Here is a 16714-nt window from a genome sequence, read left to right on the forward strand (position 1 = left end):
GGTCGCGGCGATGGCGCGCGGTACGCGCGCGAGGTATCAGGCAATACGCAATTCCATGCACGTCAGATCGAGCCAGCGACCGAACTTCGTGCCCACTTCGCTGAAGGTGCCGACCCGCCGAAAGCCCAGCTTTTCGTGCAGACGAATCGACGATGTGTTCTGCGCTTCGATGGCCGCAATCATCACGTGGACGTCGAGGGCACGGGCGCGCTCGATCAGTGCGCGCATAAGCGCCTCACCGATGCCGCCGCCGCGCGCATTCTTGTCGATATAGATCGAATGCTCGACGGTGTGACGGTAGCCGTCGAACGCGCGCCAGTCGCCGAACGATGCGTAGCCGAGCGTCTTGCCGTCGCGCTCGGCGACGATCACCGGGTACCCGCGCTTCAGACGCGCCGCCAGCCACTCGCGACGACTCTCCAGATCCACCAGGATCTCGTTCCAGATGGCTGTCGTGTGCTCGACGGCATCGTTGTATATGTCGCGGATCACGGGAAGATCGGCATCGAGGGCGTCGCGGATCGTCAGCGTCGTCAGCGCACGGGTCGGGGAAGTCATATCAGTGGTCCTGCAAGCAAGGTGCCGTCGGTGGACGGCTCAGTCAGCCCATTGGCAACACGTCGGGTCACGCTTCGGCAATGCATCGAGTGACATCTAGTTTACTAGAAATTAATTTCCATTAAACTGGAATTCATGGATATCAACGAACGCATTGCCCGTCACGTACGCGACCTGCGCAGCGAGCGCGGCTATTCCCTCGACACGTTGGCGGAGCGCAGCGGCGTGAGTCGCTCGAGTATCTCGCTCATCGAGCGTGCGCAAACGAGCCCGACGGCCAATGTGCTGGAAAAGCTCGCCACGGCGCTCGACGTCACGCTGGCTTCGCTCTTCGACGCCCACGCGAAGGACGACAAGCCGCCCTCGCCGCTCGCCCGTCGTGCCGATCAGCCGGTGTGGACCGATCCGGATTCCGGCTATGTGAGACGCAACCTCTCGCCAGCCCAACCGTCACCGCTCCAGTTCGTGGAAGTGCATTTCCCGCCGGGCGAGCGTGTCGCCTACGACACCGGCGCGCGAGACAACGAAGTCTGGCAGCAGATCTGGGTCGTCGACGGCACCATCGAAATCACGCTCGGCGACACCACGTGGCGACTCGATACCGGCGATTGCCTGGCGATGCGCCTCGATCAACCGATCGGCTTTCATAATCCTGCGTCGGCCACTGCCCGCTATCTCGTCGGGCTCGTGACGCTGCCGTTCGTCGCTCCCCGGAGAATGCCCTGATGCCCCGCGACACCGCCCTTCCTGTCACCCCCACTGCACCCGGGAAAATCGTCGTTGAACAACTCGATGGCGATCAGGCGCTCGCCGTCGTCGATGCGCTGACCGACGTGCTGATCGATTGCGTCGAAGGCGGCGCGTCGGTGAGCTTCATGTTGCCGCTCACGCGTGAGCGCGCGACGGCGTTCTGGCGCAAGGTGGCAGCAAGCGTCGGTCGCGGAGAACGGGTGTTGCTCGTGGCGCGTCATAAAGCGCCGAGGGCGCGCGGTGCGCCCGGCGCACAAGACGACGGCGCAATCGTCGGCACGGTGCAACTGGTCCTCGATCTGCCTGAGAATCAGCCGCATCGCGCCGACGTCGCCAAGATGCTCGTGCACCGTTCTGCACGACGTCAGGGGGTCGCGGCGCAACTGATGGCTGCGCTGGACGACGTCGCACGTGCCTTCGATCGCCACGTGCTGGTACTGGACACCGTCACCGGCGGCGATGCCGAGCGCCTCTACCAGCGCAGCGGCTGGCAGCGCGCGGGCGACGTGCCGAAGTTCGCCCTCATGCCTGACGGCGGTTTCTGCGCGACAACGTTCTATTACAAGCACCTCTGACGCCGCCCGCCACCGACACGTCCGTCAGCGCAGCGCCGCCAGTCCGGCCAGCAGCGCCCTGTGAAACGCCACCGGGTCCTGCATCTGCGGGGCATGCCCCAGATCGGGGAATTCGACGAGCGTGGAACCGGGAACTCGGGCTTGCGTCGTTTTGGCCAGCTCGGCGTAGTGCCCGACGCGCGCCTGCACCTCTGGCGGTGAGAAATCCTTGCCGATGGCGGTGGTGTCCTTGTCACCGATCATCAGCAACGTCGGCACGCGAATCTGCCCGAGTTCGTACACGACTGGTTGCGTATAGATCATGTCGTAGAGCAACGCCGAATTCCACGCGACGATGCGCTTGCCCGGGCCGCGGTACATCCCTGCGAGCATCTGCACCCACGGCTCGTAGCGCTCGCTCCATTGTCCGGCGTAGTACGTCGCTTGTTCATAGCGACGGATGCCCGGGGCGCTCGTGCGCAACTCGCGGTCAAACCACTCGTCCACCGTCTTCGACGGCACCCCCATCGCCTTCCAGTCTTCCAGACCGATAGGATTGACGAGCACCAGTTGCTGCGTCTCATCCGGATACATCAGCGCGTAGCGCGCCGCCAGCATGCCGCCGGTGGAATGCCCGACGACGGTCGCCGTCTCGATACCCAGCGACGCGAGCAATGCATGCGTGTTGTTCGCCAGTTGCTGGAAGCTGTACTGATACTGCGCGGGCTTGCTCGATTTGCAGAAGCCGATCTGATCCGGCGCGATGACGCGGTAGCCCGCGCCCGATAACGTGTCGATCGTCTCCCTCCAGGTCGCCGCGCAGAAATTCTTGCCATGCAGCAGGACGACGGTCCGGCCATTCGGCTGCGACGGCTTCACGTCGAGATAGACCATATGCAGCGGCGTGCGCTGCGACGTGAAGTCGAAGCGATTGACCGGATACGGATAGTCGAAGCCCTGCAATTCCGGACCGTAAGCGGGACCGGCGTTGCTGTCGGGACTGGCCCTGGCATTCAGCGGACCGCTCGCCGAGGCATTCGCCGGGGGAGCGCTGGCCGGGAGCGTGGGCGCGGCACTTGCCGCCCCCGCCTCGCTTGCGGCGACGAGCGAAGTGAAACCGACGAGCGCACCGGCGCGCAGGGTCGCAACGACGTATCGCGACAAACGGTGCATGCACTGGGAGAGCGATGAAGGCATGAGTCGATGAGTGAGGGGCGCGCCGAAGCACGCAAGTTCGACAGGGAAAACAATGAGAACAGCGCGACGAGAACAACGCGAAGAAAACAGCCCGAAGAAAACAGAGCGACGCAGACAAAGAGGACGAATGCGGTTGCGTCGATTCTGCCATGCGACGGCATTTCACGAAGGGCAGCGCTGGCTGGGAGCGACATTCGGGGCCAGGTGCAATCGAGCGTCCGGGTGTTCGGCGGGTTTGCACCGATTCCATCAACAATCGCCCTGAATTATTCTCATTTGACCGTTTTCACAAACAAATCGCTGCCGTGACACGCTGACCGATCACATGCGGCGTCGGCCGAATCCCGCATGCTGGGAAAAAGCTGGCGAAAAATGGCAACCGTCGACGGAAGCCCGAACGAACCGGCTGGCGAATACCCATTATTTTTGAGGGGTTATTCGCGGCGCTTTCTTCACATCTTCAGCAATTTTCCAGCGCCGCGGCGTCTCGCATGTTTCGGTACCCGCAACGCTATGACGGTGGGTGCTCACACCACAAGTAAGTGAGCGCGAACCCCGCCACGCCTCGCGTTATGGTACTTTTCCGACACTTCAAACGTGCGTATAAGCGAGCCCTCGCTTCGGAAACCAAAAGAATTGTGCAAAACCGGACCGGCGTCGTGCCTGTCGCGCATGACTGGCAAGACTTTGACCTTTTGGGAACGGTTTTCGGGGTGCCGAAAGAAACTCGGTAAAATCCGCAGCGGCATGGGGGGACAGGGCACACGACGCGCCCGGATGCATGCATGACACCTACATCGTGCAGTCTCATGCCCGAGCGGTCCGGCGAGGTCGGCAACGCTCACCGAAGTCGAAGTACACGGCGCACGCGCCGGCTCTAGGGAAGACACAAGCATCAGATGAAAGCGCCCAGCAACCTGATTACCGGTGAAGTGCGGAGCAAGATCCGCGGAATGATTCTCGCTTCGGAGCTCAAGCCGGGGCAGCGCCTCATCGAGGACGATCTGATTCAATTGCTGGGCGTCGGTCGCACGCCCGTGCGCGAAGCGTTGCTGATCCTGCAAGGCGAAGGCTTTATCGCCCGTAACCGTGGCTGGGAAGTTCAGGGAGCCGATCATCTGCCCGTGCGCACCATCTTCGAGAGCCGTATCGCCATCGAATCCGAGACCGCCCGCCTGGCGGCACGCAAAATTTCGCCCGAGATGTGCGACGCGCTCGATGCCCTCATCGAACAGATGGAGCCGACGGCCAATCTGCCGCGTCTGGCGCTCAATCGTCTCAATACGGAATTCCACGACCTGATCGTGAAGGCGGCAGATAACGTCGTGATCGCGCAGTTTCACGAACGTACGCAGTTCTATTACTGGGCGCTGCGCGTGCCCGTCATGTTCTCGGACGAACAACTGCGCACCACCAACGATCAGCATCGCGAACTGGTCGCGGCCCTGCGCGCGCATGACGAAGCGCTTGCCGAACAGATCGCCCGCACCCACGTCGAGACGACCATGGACATCGTCGAGCCCGCGCTGCCGCGCTGAGACGCTGAGACGCTGAGACGCTGAGACGCTGAGACGCTGAGACGCTGAGACGCTGAAACGCTGAAAGGCCCGCTCCCTGAGCGGGCTTGATCGATCAATCGCTGCGTCGCCGCATTGCCGAACTTAGCGCACGAGGTAACCGGCGACGCGCCAGCGACCGTCGGGACCGAAGACCATCGTGACCATTTCATGCGCTTCGGCCTTGTGTTCGAACACGGTCCCGTACTGAATCACCACGTATTCCCCGTCCGGCTGCCCGGGCAGCGTGCGGGTAAAGACAGCATCCAGCGTCTTACGTGACTTCACCTTCCCCAACGGCCCACGCGCGGCTTGCAGATTCGCGGCCCAGTCTTCGGCCGAAATCGCCCGCTGAAATACCGGCGCGGCCTGATCCCAGCTTTGTTGCCCACGGTTGATGTCGGCAAGCCCCAACCACAGGTTGGCAGCTTCGAGCGCGGGGCGCACGTCGCGATTGATGTCGGCCGCCGGTGCCGTGCCGGCCTCGGCACCGCTCGCGGGCGTGGCGAACAAGGGCGGCTGCGCCGCACGGCGTCGCATCGGCTCTTGCTGCGCGTGCACCGACATGGCGCTGAGTCCGGTGGCCACGCCGAGGACAAGCGCCGTCGCACGCATCGCAGCGCGATGGCGGAAACGGACGGAAAGGCGGGAATGAAGGGATGCGTTGAATGGGGTCGTCGGCATTGACGAAAAATCCTCGAAGCAAAAATGACTGACCCGGTCATTCTACTGGCGTCGCCCTCAATGGAATGTAACGCGCGTCGCGGCGTACATTACAATGCTCAACACATGCCAGCCCCCACGCATTGGCCATTGCCATGTTGACGACGTCCCTGCTCGCGATCACCTCACTGCTCAGCTTCATGATGTTGCTGATCGTGGGTTCCCTGCTACGCTCACGCGTGGCCGGGGTTCGGGAATGGTCCCTCGCCAATGTCGCCGTTCTGGTCGCGCTGCCGCTGTTCGCATTGCGCGGCGTCGTTCCCGATTTCCTGTCGATCCCCGTTGCGAACCTGACGCTGTCGGGCGGCTTGCTGCTCTACTTCGCCGGATGCGCGCGCTTTCTCGGCCGGCGGCCGCACTGGCCCGCGCTGGGGGCGTCGCTCGGCGTACTCACGGCGGCGATCCTGTTTTTCTACTACGGTATCGACAACCCACAGCTGCGCGTGGTGATCGTCTCGGCGTATCACGCGATCTGGCTGCTGGCGGTGTCGGTGCTGATCCTGCGTCACGTGCCGCCGCGCCGTCAGCGCTACAACTACTGGCTGACGGCCGCCATGGCAGCGGCGTTCTCTGTCGCACACATCGTGCGGGGCGCGATCTTCGGATGGACGCCCGCGCCCGGTCCGGAAGTGTTCGCACCCACGCTGTTCAACACCATCATGCTCATCATCGGTACGATCGTGATGCCCGCGATGACGATGGGCGCCGTGCTGATGATTCACGATGCGATGCTCGCCACGGCAGAAGAAGCGGCCAACCGCGACTATCTGACGGGCGCGCTCTCACGCAAGCATTTCGATCTGCTCGCGCGTCAGGAGATGGTGCGTGCAGTGGCGCGCGGCTGGCCGCTGTCCATCGTCGTCATCGATCTGGATCACTTCAAGTCGATCAACGACACCCACGGCCATGCGGGTGGCGACACGGTGTTGCGTGAGTTCGTGAAACTGGTGCGCGACAGTCTGCGCGAGGGCGATGTCTTCGGGCGGCTCGGCGGCGAGGAGTTCGCGGTGCTGTTGCCCGGCACCGACACAGCGGGGGCCATTCGCATTGCCGAGCGCCTGCGCACGCAGGCGAGCCGTCATCTGGTGGCGGGGCCCTTCGGGGTGTGCCACTACACGCTGAGCGGCGGCGTGGCGACATGGGTCGAACGCGAAAGCCTCGAAGCCCTGTGCATGCGCGCCGACCGGGCGCTGTACGCCGCGAAAATCTCGGGGCGCAATCTCGTGCTCTCCGATGTGCTGCCCAGCGACGAGACGGCGTCCGAAGCGGGTTGACGGCGCCCGCGCGGCGACGATGCGGGAGACGCGCCGCCGCCGCGCGGGCAAGGCGCAAACAGGTTCAGGCAAGCTCAGGGAAAAACTCACTGCGCATACGCGCTACGTAAGCTGTCAGATTCGGGTGTTGCTCGATCTCGTCGCGCAGCGGCATATGAAACGCTGGCGTCAGCGCGCCTGAGATAAAGGCGAACGCGGTGGCATCGGCACCGCACGGCGTGTCGCCGAAGAAGTAAGGCTTGTCGCCCAGCATCTGCGCCGCCGCCTGCGCACCGCGCGCCAGTATCCGCGTCGCTTCCTCCGGCTTGTAACGCCCGGTGCCCTGCCCGTGCAGCGTGTTGCGGATCTTGCGACGGATCATCGCCTGCGCGAGCGGACGCACCGGCCACGGAATCGAACGGAAGAACGACGCAGGCCCTTTGGCGAAGTTCGCGTCGTCGCACCAGCGTGCCTGCACGACATACCAGTAGAAGTGATCTTCCAGCGCCTTCTCGAACATCCACGCCGCGCCGCGCTGCTCCGGCGTCAGACGCCTGTCGAAGTCGACCCCGTACTTCTGCTCGATGTGCATCCGGATCAGCGTCGAGTCGGCGACGATCTCGCCATCGTCCTCGATATAGGGCAGCTTGCCCTTCGGCGCACGCCGAAAACCGCCACGATCGGTGCGGTACGGCACCCCGGCGAGCTTGAGCAGCATCTCCGCCTTGACGACGAACGGACTTGCATCGGGCAGCCCGAAGGCGGGGCCGAAGGTTTGCAGTGTCAACATCGCAGGCGTGCTCCTGAGCGAAAAGAATGGCGCAGAGTATTACACGACGCAACCGCCGCGACGAGCCTGTCCCCATCCGCCGCCGTCGTCACTTGTTCACGCTCCGGATACGTGGCGTGCACACTGTGGTTTTATACAGTATGATGTCCTCCAATCGAGGAACATCTCATGGAAACCATCGACTGGGATCAACTGGCGCTGAGCGCCGCCGAACGCGACCTTGCGGGCATCGTCCGCGAGATCGCCGCGCGCTATGCGCAGCAACGCCTGACGACCGTCGTGCCGGGAGATGGCGCGCCGCTCGACTGGCATACGCTGGTCGCCATTGCCGACGAAGCGGAAGCGGATATCGGGCTTCAGGCACGACACGAGCCGTGGGTACTTGCAGGCCTGCTGCGTCTGCCCGGCGATGAAGCGCTTCGCCGCGATGGCGAGTTGCCGTCGCTCGACGCGGCCGTCGACCTGCAATGGCCCGACGCCCCGGCACCGGCCGTCTTTCGCGCCATCGTCACCGCGTTCACCGCGCTCGCCGACGACGAACCGACCACAGACGGTGCGGCCCCGTCGTTCATGGCTGGCGCTTCGGCGCGTCTGTCGACAGCCCCCGCCGGTGGTTCGGCGTGTTCGGCCTGAGCGCTGGGTAGCCCGCACCGGAAACGAGGTCCTGCAAGTGTTCGAGAACGTAGTCGAAGACGCCAATGCCGTGCCGATCCTGCCGGAAGGTATCGATCCGGACGCGCTCGCCCGTTCGCTGCCCGCCCCGATGGTCTTCGTCGATCTGGAGACGACCGGGGGCAATGCGCTTGAGGATCGCATCACCGAAATCGGTGTGGTCGAAGTCGGCCCCCACGGCATCGAACAGTGGAGCACGCTGCTTGACCCTGCCGAGCCGATTCCGCCTTTCATTCAGAAGCTGACGGGCATCACCAACGAGATGGTGCGCGGTCAGCCCGCGTTCGACACGCTCGCACAAGGGCTTGCCGAGCGTCTGCACGGCAAGCTGTTCGTCGCCCATAACGCCCGCTTCGATTACGGCTTTCTCAAGAACGAATTCCGCCGCGCGGGCATCTGTTTTCAGGCGGATGTCCTGTGCACGGTGCGTCTGTCGCGCTTGCTGTTTCCGTCGGCCGCCCGCCATGGGCTGGACGCCCTGATCGCTCGCTTTGGCCTTGCGCCGCAGGGCCGTCACCGCGCATTGGCCGATGCCGACCTGCTCTGGCAGTTCTGGCAAAAACTCCACACGCTCTATACGCCCGACCTGATCGGACAAGCGGTGCAACGCGTGACGAAACGATCGAGCCAGCCGCCGCAACTGCCTGACGAAGCCATCGACGCGCTGCCCGACAGTCCCGGCGTCTATCTCTTCTATGGCGAAGGCGACACGCTGCTGTATGTCGGCAAGAGCGTAGACGTGCGCGCGCGGGTGCGCTCGCACTTCTCCAGCGATCATCAGGTCGCCAAGGATCTGCGCATCTCGCAGGAAATCCGGCGCGTCGAGGTGCGGCGCACGGTCGGAGAACTCGGTGCGCTGTTGCTTGAATCGCAGTTGGTCAAACAGTTGCAGCCAGTGCACAACCGGATGCTGCGCCGCTCGGCGAGTCTCTACAGTTGGCAGTTGACGCAGGAAAGCGACACGCCGCAGCTGGTGAGCGCAAAGACGGTGGACTTTTCCGGGGCCGAATCGCTGTACGGCACGTTCTCGTCGCGCAACGGTGCGGAGCGTTCGTTGCGTGCGCTGGCCGACGAACATCGACTGTGCTGCGCACAACTGGGGCTGGAGAAGGTCGCGAAGGGGCGTCCTTGCTTCGGCTATCAGGTCAAACGTTGCGACGGGGTGTGCGTGGGCGAAGCACCGCTGGCGGACCACACGAAACGCACGCGCGAAGCCCTCGCGACCCTGCAACTCGACACGTGGCCCTACGACGGCCCCATCGCCATCGAAGAGCACGGCGGCGACGACGTCGAATACCACGTCATCGACCGGTGGCAGTATCTGGGCAGCGTTGCATCGCGCGATGCATTGGACGCGCTGGTCGACAATATGCCTGCGGCGACGGGCTTCGACCCCGACATCTACCGCTTGCTGGGTCGACGTCTTGCTGTCTCACGGAATACGGAACCGGCGGCCCCGCTCGTCCCCGGCCCTCTGCCCGCCGCCCTACCAGCGGTCCTGCCAGCGGTCCTGCCCGCAGACCCGGCCGTCTGCGCCACGGACGAGACCTCGGTCGCCGCCGTCCCCCCTAGGCCCCCGGCACGCCGTGTCGCTGCCCCATTGACGGTGCTGCTGCTCACCCGGCCCGCGTTTCGTCTGAGCCACGTCGAGCGGCCCGACGCCGCGCCCAGGAAACCGCGAAGTGTGGCGCTTTTGCGTCGCCGTCAGCCACGTCCTGAAGATCCTGACCAGCTTCGGCTCCCGTTCGACGTCCGGTAACGCACTACGCGTCACACACACGTCCCACACGCGGCCTCCTCGCGGGCAGTGCAACGTGCGTCTCGTCTTAAGCGATGAGACGAAAAACCCCACATCCAGCAAGTTCAATCGCCCGAAGCGAACGCCCGTGTCTCACCCGGCGAGACGCTTCCCAAGGCCTTCCGGCCCACGCAATTTCTTTTCCCCCTTGCGTCACCTAGGCAAAACCCTCCTTTCCACTTCGGGTCATGAGCATATAAACATTAAGTATTTGCAGGATGCATGCTGTAGGTCGAAGAATACGCAATCCGAATACAACAGGTTGCGACATCGACGGCGCTGGCGTCGTCGACGACCGGAGAAAGCGCGCGTAGGGGTACGTGCGCCGTTCTCATCCCCACACCGAGCCAGATGGAATTACGCCCACTCGAAGCCTTCGCGGCGGTCATGTCGACCGGCAGCATCACTGCAGCCGGGCGTCTGCTCGGGCGCTCGCAACCTGCCATCACCCGCATGATTCAGGAGCTCGAAGCCGAGATCGGTTACGCCCTGTTCACGCGCAGCGGCCCGCGCGTCACCCCCACGGAACAAGGCTTTCTCCTGTTTGAAGACGTCGAGCACGTGCTCGCCGGTTTGCAGCAGATTCGCGCCCGCGCCGACGAGATCGCGCGCGGCCAGACCCGCCCGCTGCACGTGGCCGCCACCTCGGCGCTGGCCGCCGGGCTGGTGCCCGCTGCGCTCGCGTTGCCCGGTCTCGCCCACGACGCCCAACAGATCCAGATGCGCAGCACGTCGCCCGAGCAGGTCGTACATGCCGTGTTGACCGGTGCAGCCGACATCGGCGTGACCAGCCTGCCGCTGGAGCATCGCGGCATCGTCGTGCACTGGATCGGCGAATCGGCTTGCGTGGCTGCGGTGCGCAGCGACGACCCGCTGGCCCGTCACGATCGTCTGCCGCTGGCGGAGTGCGCCGGGCGTCGCATCATTACCATGCAGAACCCGTATCGTCTGCGCCGTCGTCTCGATCAGGCATTCTCGCAAGCAGGTGTCGCACCGGCCGGTCTCATCGAGACGAATGCGGCGATCAATGCGATGACCGCCGTGCGCGCGGGCCTCGGTGTGGCCGTTCTCGAACCGGTGACGGCCTACGGTCTGCCGCTGGCCGACGTCGCTGTGCGGCCCATCGACGCCGATATTCCGTTCTTCTTTGGCGTCATCACGCGCGACGCCCGTGCGCCGTCCCCCGCCGCCCTCGCCCTCGTCGATGCGCTGGCCGACGCCGCCCGCGCGCTGCTGCCCGATTTCGTCCAACGCGCCGCCACCGAACACGCTCAAGTCCTTCAGTCGCTCTACGGCGACTTGCCCGCTCCCAAGGAAGCTCAGTCGTCATGACCCTGTCCACGACCACCCCGACCTCCGCCACCGGCCTGGCCGCGCTCGAAGCGCGTCTGCGTCAGGACCTCGCCTGGCTCGAATTGCCTGCCAAGCGCTGGGTACCCGAGCGCACGTACAACGCTCAGCCCGTACTCGACGTCGCCATCATCGGCGGCGGTATGGCCGGACTCGCAGCTGCGACGTCGCTCACGCACCTCGGCGTGGGTGCCGTGATCTTCGATCAGTCGCCGCGCGGCTTCGAAGGTCCGTGGGCCACGACCGCGCGCATGGAAACCCTGCGCTCGCCCAAGCAGCTCACCGGCCCGGCGCTCGGCTTGCCCGCGCTCACCTTCCGCGCATGGTTCGAAGCGCAGTTCGGCATCGACGCCTGGGACGCCCTGGACAAGATCCCGCGTCTGCAATGGATGGAGTACCTGCGCTGGTATCGCGACGTCCTCGCCATCGACGTACGTAACGAGCATCGCATTACCGCCATCACGCCGCGCGGCGAAGACGGTCTGGTCGAGTTGTCGGTGACGTCGCCCGAAGGCGAACGCAAGGTCTACGCACGCCATGTGGTGCTCGCCACAGGACGCGACGGCCTCGGCGGGCCGACCGTCCCCGGTTTCGCACGCGAGTTGCCTCGACGCTTCTACGCGCATTCGTCCGACGTGATGGATTACGCAACGCTGCGCGGCAAGCGCGTGGGCGTGATCGGTGCGGGGGCCTCGGCCATGGACAGCGCCGCCACCGCGCTCGAAGCGGGTGCCGCCAGCGTCGACATGCTGATTCGCCGTGCCGACATTCCGCGCGTCAACAAGGGCAAAGGCGCAGGCAATCCCGGCCTCACGCACGGTCACGTCAATCTGCCGGACGAATGGAAGTGGCGCATCCGTCACTACATCAACGTGCAGCAGGTGCCGCCGCCGCGAGGCAGCACGTTGCGCGTCTCGCGTCACGACAACGCACGCTTTAACCTCGGCGCACCGATTCTCGACGTCACCCCGGTCGGCGACGAACTGCACGTACGCACGGCCAAAGGCACGTTCGTGCTCGACTTCCTCATCTTCGCGACGGGATTCCGCATCGATATCGACGGCCGCTCCGAGTTCGCCGCCTTCTCGAAGTTCGTGCGCAAGTGGAGCGACCGCTATACGCCCGCAGCAGGTGACGAAGACGTCGAACTGTCGGACTCGCCGGACCTCGGCCCGACGTTCGAGTTTCAGGAGAAGACGCCGGGCACGTGCCCGGGTCTGGAGCGCATCCATTGCTTCTGCGCACCGGCCACGCTTTCGCACGGCGCGCTGTCGGGCGACATCCCGGCCGTGAGCGAAGGCGCGAAGCGTCTGGCGCAAGGGCTGGCGGGCACGTTCTATCGTGAGGACGTCGAGCACCATTACGCCAGCATGCAGGCGTATGAGGAGCCCGAGGTCTACGGCGACGAATGGACCCCCGCGCCGCCGCCAGCGGATGTCGCTGCCGTTGCCACCACCGCACGCTCGGACAAGGAGCGTCTCGCATCATGACCGCATGGATTTTGCGCCGCGTATTGCAAGCGGTGTTAGTGGTGTGGCTGATGACGCTGATCGTGTTCGTCGGCCTGCACGCGATCGGCAATCCGATCGACATCCTGATCGGTCAGGACGTCGACCAGATCGACCGCGCCCGCATCATTGCGCAGCTCGGCCTCGACCAGCCGTTGTGGCGACAGTACCTGTCGTTCATCGCGGGCGCGCTGCACGGTGAGTTGGGCAACAGCTACGTGTACAACGTCCCGGCCATCCAGTTGATTCTGCAACGCCTGCCCGCGACGCTCGAACTCGCGTTCGCCGCACTCGTCCTCGCGGTGGTCATCGGCATTCCGTTGGGCCTGTTCGCCGGTCTCTACCCGCGTAACCCGATCTCGAAACTGTTGATGACGGGCAGCATCGTGGGCTTCTCGCTGCCGACGTTCTGGGTCGGCCTGATGCTCATCATGTTCTTCTCGGTGCATCTGGGCGTGCTGCCCGCGAGCGGTCGCGGCGAGACGGCGCGCCTGTTCGGCGTGGAATGGTCGTTCCTCACCCTTGACGGGTTGCGTCACCTGATTCTGCCTGCTCTCAATCTGGCGCTGTTCAAGATTTCGCTGGTGCTGCGTCTGACGCGCGCCGGGGTGTCCGAAGTGCTGCCGCAGGACTACGTGAAATTCGCGCGCGCCAAGGGCTTGTCGCCGCTGCGGGTCGTGCTCGTGCACGTGCTGCGTAACACGCTGATTCCGCTGGTGACGGTGCTGGGTCTCGAATTCGGTTCGACCATCGCCTTCGCCGTCGTGACAGAAAGCGTGTTCGCATGGCCCGGCGCGGGCAAGCTCATTCTCGACAGCATCAACGCGCTCGACCGCCCTGTGATCGTGGCGTATCTCATCGTCGTGGTGTGCCTGTTCGTGTCGCTCAACCTGATCGTGGACGTGCTCTACAAGTGGCTCGATCCGCGTGTGCGCGTGGAGGCCGCTGCCTGATGTCGCTGAATCCATCCCCCAATAACGCGCCAACGCCAGCGCTCACAGTCGAACCGGTGCCGGTGCGTCGCGAATCGCCATGGCAGCAGGGCCTGCGCGAGCTGCTGCGTTCGAAGAGCGCCGTGCTCGGTCTCGTCGTGCTGGTGGTGCTGATCGTCGCCGCGCTGACCGCGCCGTGGATCTCCCCGCAGAATCCGTATGATCTGGGGCAACTCAACGTGCTGGACAACCGGCTGCCGCCTGGCTCGGAAAACGTCGACGCGCACTACACCTACTGGCTCGGTACCGACGGTCAGGGGCGCGACCTGCTCTCCGGCATCATCTACGGGCTGCGGATCAGTCTGGGCGTGGGCATCGGCTCGGCGCTCGTCGCTGGCATTCTCGGCACCATCCTCGGTCTGGTCGCCGCCTATGCAGGCGGTCGCGTGGATGCATTCATCATGCGCCTGGTCGACCTGCTGCTGTCGTTCCCGTCGATTCTCGTCGCGCTGATGATCCTCGCGTACGTGGGCAAGGGCATCGGTAACGTGGTGCTCACGCTCGTCGTGCTCGAATGGGCCTACTTCGCGCGAACCGCGCGCGGGCAGGCGCTGGTCGAGTCACGTCGCGAGTATGTCGAAGCCGCACGTTGCCAGGCGATCCCGAACTGGCGCATCGTGCTCGGGCACATTCTGCCGAATTGCCTGCCGCCGCTGATCGTCGTCGGCTCGTTGCAGGTCGCGCGCGCCATCACGCTCGAAGCCACGCTGTCGTTCCTCGGACTTGGCGTGCCGGTGACGGAACCGTCGCTCGGCCTGCTCATCGCCAACGGCTATCAGACGATGCTCTCCGGCGACTACTGGATCAGCTTGTATCCGGGGCTGGCGTTGCTCGTCACGGTCGTCGCCATCAATCTCGTGGGCGACCGCCTGCGCGACGTGTTCAATCCAAGGTTGCAGAAATGAGCGGCGCAGTGACTTCCTCCCCCTCGTCCACCAGCGCACCGCTCACGCTGGAAGTGCGCAATCTGCGCACGCAATTCGTCACGCGCGCCGGTACGTTACCGGCCGTGGACGACGTCTCGTTCTCGCTGCCGCCGGGTCACATCATGGGGCTCGTCGGCGAGTCCGGGTCGGGCAAGTCGGTGACCGGTTTCTCGATCATGGGACTGGTCGATGCGCCGGGTCGCATCGTTGGCGGCGAGGTGTTGTTCCAGGGTCGCGACCTCACTAAGATGTCCGCCGCCGAATTGCGTCACCTGCAAGGCAATCGCATCGCGATGATCTTTCAGGATCCGATGATGACGCTCAACCCCGTGCTGCGCGTCGACGTGCAGATGATCGAGGCGGTGCGCGCACATCAGAAGATGTCGAAGTCGCAGGCGCGCGATCTCGCACGCGACACGCTCGGCATGATGGGCATTCCCAGCCCGGACGAGCGCCTGCGCGCGTATCCGCATCAGCTCTCGGGCGGCATGCGTCAACGTGTGGCGATTGCCATCGCGATGCTGCACCGCCCGGATCTCATCATTGCGGACGAACCGACCACGGCGCTCGACGTCACGATTCAGGCGCAGATCCTCTCCGAAGTACAGAAGCTGGCGCGTCAGAACGGCACCGCGCTCATCTGGATTACGCACGATCTGTCGGTCGTAGCGGGTCTGGCCGATACGCTCGCCGTGATGTACGCGGGACGCATCGTCGAGCAGGGCGCGGTCGACGCGGTCCTCGACGCACCACAACACCCGTACACCGCAGGCCTCATCGGCAGCTTGCCGAGTCTGAACAAACGCGGCCAGCGTCTGCGTCAGATTCCCGGCATGGCGCCGAATCTGACGAACATGCCAGCGGGATGCGCATTCGCGGCGCGCTGCGCCTACGCGACGTCGGTGTGCGGCGAGCGCCCCGAGATGACGCAGACGTCGCCGGGTCGCCTCGTGCGTTGCTTCCACCCGGGCGCTGCACTGCAAAAGGAGATGGTATGAACACGCCGCTGCCGCAAAGTCAGCCGGCCACCGCCGGTTTCGGCAAATCGGTCAGTCCCAGCGCCACCCTGCCTGCGCCCATCGTGGCGCTGCGCGGCGTCAGCAAGCGCTTCGGCGAGCGTCACGTCGGCCCTGCCGGACGTCTGCTGGAGCGCGCCGGCCTCGCGCATCCGCCTGCCGTCGTGCGTGCGGTCGATAATGTCGACCTCATCGTCAAGCCCGGCGAAGTAGTCGGTCTGGTGGGCGAGTCGGGTTGCGGCAAGTCCACGCTCGGACGCATGCTCGCGGGCTTGCTCAAACCGTCCTCCGGCGAAGTGCAGATTCACGGACGGCCCGCTGAGGCATTGTCGGCGGACGAGCAACGCGATGCGCGTCTGAAGATTCAGATGATCTTCCAGGATCCATACGCGAGTCTGAACCCGCGACTGCGCATCGACCGCATCGTCGGCGAAGGCGCGCTCGTGCATGGTCTGACGGATCGCGCCGGGTTCGACGATTACGTGAGCGCGCAGTTGCAACGCGCCGGTCTCGATCCCGCGCTGCGCCACCGTTATCCGCACCAGTTCAGCGGCGGGCAGCGTCAACGTATCGGCATCGCCCGCGCGTTGGCAGTCAATCCCGATCTGCTCGTGTGCGACGAGGCGGTCGCCGCGCTCGACGTGTCGATTCAGGCGCAAATTCTGAATCTGTTCATGGACCTGCGCGAGCAACTGCGTCTTACGTACGTGTTCATCAGTCATGACCTCGGCGTGGTCGAGCATCTCTCGGATCGCGTGGTGATCATGTACCTCGGACGCATCGTCGAGAGCGCGCCGGTCGAGGAAGTCTTCCGCCGCCCGAACCATCCGTATACGCAGGCGCTGCTTGCCGAGATTCCGCGCATCGACGTGCGTCACAAGACGTTCTCCGCGATTCGCGGCGAAATCCCGAGCCCGATTGCGCCGCCGTCCGGCTGTCACTTCCATCCGCGATGTCCGCACGCCACGCCGCGTTGCCGCACGGAAGTGCCGACACTGCGCGGGGTGGCCATCAATCACGTCAGTGCGTGTCATCTGAACGACAACTGACCCGAAGTTCGCCGACAACTCA

Annotated in this window: 16 protein-coding genes; 12 read left to right on the plus strand and 4 right to left on the minus strand. The window is 64.7% G+C overall.

All coding sequences use genetic code 11. The features are described from left to right. Positions 1-36 precede the first annotated feature (36 nt). Positions 37-558, minus strand: coding sequence for a GNAT family N-acetyltransferase (locus MB84_RS18415; RefSeq protein ID WP_046292808.1), 522 nt, complete (start codon positions 556-558; stop codon positions 37-39). Positions 559-693: 135 nt separating this feature from the next. On the opposite strand from MB84_RS18415, the gene MB84_RS18420 reads away from it, so the two are divergent. Beyond that, positions 694-1284, plus strand: coding sequence for a helix-turn-helix domain-containing protein (locus tag MB84_RS18420; RefSeq protein WP_046292809.1), 591 nt, complete (start codon positions 694-696; stop codon positions 1282-1284). Next, complete coding sequence (locus MB84_RS18425) at positions 1284-1883, plus strand: GNAT family N-acetyltransferase (RefSeq protein WP_046292810.1); 600 nt, start codon at positions 1284-1286, stop codon at positions 1881-1883. The genes MB84_RS18420 and MB84_RS18425 overlap by 1 nt, the downstream gene beginning before the upstream one ends. 24 nt (positions 1884-1907) lie before the next feature. Here the strand turns inward: MB84_RS18425 and MB84_RS18430 are convergent, their stop codons facing one another. After that, positions 1908-3059, minus strand: coding sequence for an alpha/beta fold hydrolase (locus MB84_RS18430; protein WP_065225802.1), 1152 nt, complete (start codon positions 3057-3059; stop codon positions 1908-1910). An 899-nt stretch (positions 3060-3958) separates the two neighbouring features. Between MB84_RS18430 and MB84_RS18435 the strand changes: the two genes are divergently transcribed. Next, positions 3959-4597, plus strand: coding sequence for a GntR family transcriptional regulator (locus tag MB84_RS18435; protein ID WP_052652567.1), 639 nt, complete (start codon positions 3959-3961; stop codon positions 4595-4597). Between the two features lie 123 nt (positions 4598-4720). On the opposite strand, the gene MB84_RS18440 is transcribed toward MB84_RS18435, so the two are convergent. Further along, positions 4721-5299, minus strand: coding sequence for a DUF4019 domain-containing protein (locus MB84_RS18440; RefSeq protein ID WP_084009861.1), 579 nt, complete (start codon positions 5297-5299; stop codon positions 4721-4723). A gap of 134 nt (positions 5300-5433) precedes the next feature. On the opposite strand from MB84_RS18440, the gene MB84_RS18445 reads away from it, so the two are divergent. Continuing rightward, positions 5434-6612, plus strand: coding sequence for a GGDEF domain-containing protein (locus tag MB84_RS18445; protein ID WP_046292812.1), 1179 nt, complete (start codon positions 5434-5436; stop codon positions 6610-6612). A 64-nt stretch (positions 6613-6676) separates the two neighbouring features. Here MB84_RS18445 and MB84_RS18450 read toward each other — a convergent pair whose 3' ends face one another. Continuing rightward, positions 6677-7381 carry a glutathione S-transferase C-terminal domain-containing protein gene (locus MB84_RS18450; protein WP_046292813.1) on the minus strand — a complete coding sequence of 235 codons (705 nt, stop codon included), beginning with the start codon at positions 7379-7381 and terminating at the stop codon, positions 6677-6679. Positions 7382-7549: 168 nt separating this feature from the next. On the opposite strand from MB84_RS18450, the gene MB84_RS18455 reads away from it, so the two are divergent. From MB84_RS18455 to MB84_RS18490, 8 genes are all read left to right on the plus strand, one after another. Then, positions 7550-8014 carry a DUF2471 family protein gene (locus MB84_RS18455; protein WP_052652571.1) on the plus strand — a complete coding sequence of 155 codons (465 nt, stop codon included), beginning with the start codon at positions 7550-7552 and terminating at the stop codon, positions 8012-8014. A 37-nt stretch (positions 8015-8051) separates the two neighbouring features. Beyond that, the gene (locus tag MB84_RS18460; protein ID WP_052652573.1) at positions 8052-9812 is read left to right on the plus strand and encodes an exonuclease domain-containing protein; all 1761 of its coding nucleotides are present in this window, start codon (positions 8052-8054) and stop codon (positions 9810-9812) included. A 390-nt stretch (positions 9813-10202) separates the two neighbouring features. Further along, entirely contained in the window at positions 10203-11183 is a 981-nt protein-coding gene (locus MB84_RS18465) for a LysR family transcriptional regulator (protein WP_046292814.1), read from the plus strand. Then, entirely contained in the window at positions 11180-12691 is a 1512-nt protein-coding gene (locus MB84_RS18470) for a flavin-containing monooxygenase (RefSeq protein ID WP_046292815.1), read from the plus strand. The genes MB84_RS18465 and MB84_RS18470 overlap by 4 nt, the downstream gene beginning before the upstream one ends. After that, on the plus strand, positions 12688-13662 hold the full coding sequence (locus MB84_RS18475; RefSeq protein ID WP_046292816.1) for an ABC transporter permease: 975 nt from the start codon (positions 12688-12690) through the stop codon (positions 13660-13662). Before MB84_RS18470 ends, MB84_RS18475 begins: the two co-directional genes overlap by 4 nt. Then, positions 13662-14606 carry an ABC transporter permease gene (locus tag MB84_RS18480; RefSeq protein WP_046292817.1) on the plus strand — a complete coding sequence of 315 codons (945 nt, stop codon included), beginning with the start codon at positions 13662-13664 and terminating at the stop codon, positions 14604-14606. Before MB84_RS18475 ends, MB84_RS18480 begins: the two co-directional genes overlap by 1 nt. Positions 14607-14614: 8 nt before the next feature. Then, complete coding sequence (locus MB84_RS18485) at positions 14615-15625, plus strand: ABC transporter ATP-binding protein (protein WP_245725408.1); 1011 nt, start codon at positions 14615-14617, stop codon at positions 15623-15625. A gap of 68 nt (positions 15626-15693) precedes the next feature. Further along, positions 15694-16692 (plus strand): ABC transporter ATP-binding protein, encoded by a 999-nt coding sequence (locus MB84_RS18490; protein WP_046293983.1) that lies wholly within the window; start codon positions 15694-15696, stop codon positions 16690-16692. Positions 16693-16714: the final 22 nt, after the last annotated feature.

The organism is Pandoraea oxalativorans (assembly GCF_000972785.3).
Taxonomy (GTDB): Bacteria; Pseudomonadota; Gammaproteobacteria; order Burkholderiales; family Burkholderiaceae; genus Pandoraea; species Pandoraea oxalativorans.

Coding starts and splice junctions, on each gene's coding strand:
- MB84_RS18415 (WP_046292808.1), bottom strand. CDS start 558: ATGACTTCCCCGACCCGTGCGCTGACGACGCTGACGATCCGCGACGCC.
- MB84_RS18420 (WP_046292809.1), top strand. CDS start 694: ATGGATATCAACGAACGCATTGCCCGTCACGTACGCGACCTGCGCAGC.
- MB84_RS18425 (WP_046292810.1), top strand. CDS start 1,284: ATGCCCCGCGACACCGCCCTTCCTGTCACCCCCACTGCACCCGGGAAA.
- MB84_RS18430 (WP_065225802.1), bottom strand. CDS start 3,059: ATGCCTTCATCGCTCTCCCAGTGCATGCACCGTTTGTCGCGATACGTC.
- MB84_RS18435 (WP_052652567.1), top strand. CDS start 3,959: ATGAAAGCGCCCAGCAACCTGATTACCGGTGAAGTGCGGAGCAAGATC.
- MB84_RS18440 (WP_084009861.1), bottom strand. CDS start 5,299: ATGCCGACGACCCCATTCAACGCATCCCTTCATTCCCGCCTTTCCGTC.
- MB84_RS18445 (WP_046292812.1), top strand. CDS start 5,434: ATGTTGACGACGTCCCTGCTCGCGATCACCTCACTGCTCAGCTTCATG.
- MB84_RS18450 (WP_046292813.1), bottom strand. CDS start 7,381: ATGTTGACACTGCAAACCTTCGGCCCCGCCTTCGGGCTGCCCGATGCA.
- MB84_RS18455 (WP_052652571.1), top strand. CDS start 7,550: ATGGAAACCATCGACTGGGATCAACTGGCGCTGAGCGCCGCCGAACGC.
- MB84_RS18465 (WP_046292814.1), top strand. CDS start 10,203: ATGGAATTACGCCCACTCGAAGCCTTCGCGGCGGTCATGTCGACCGGC.
- MB84_RS18470 (WP_046292815.1), top strand. CDS start 11,180: ATGACCCTGTCCACGACCACCCCGACCTCCGCCACCGGCCTGGCCGCG.
- MB84_RS18475 (WP_046292816.1), top strand. CDS start 12,688: ATGACCGCATGGATTTTGCGCCGCGTATTGCAAGCGGTGTTAGTGGTG.
- MB84_RS18480 (WP_046292817.1), top strand. CDS start 13,662: ATGTCGCTGAATCCATCCCCCAATAACGCGCCAACGCCAGCGCTCACA.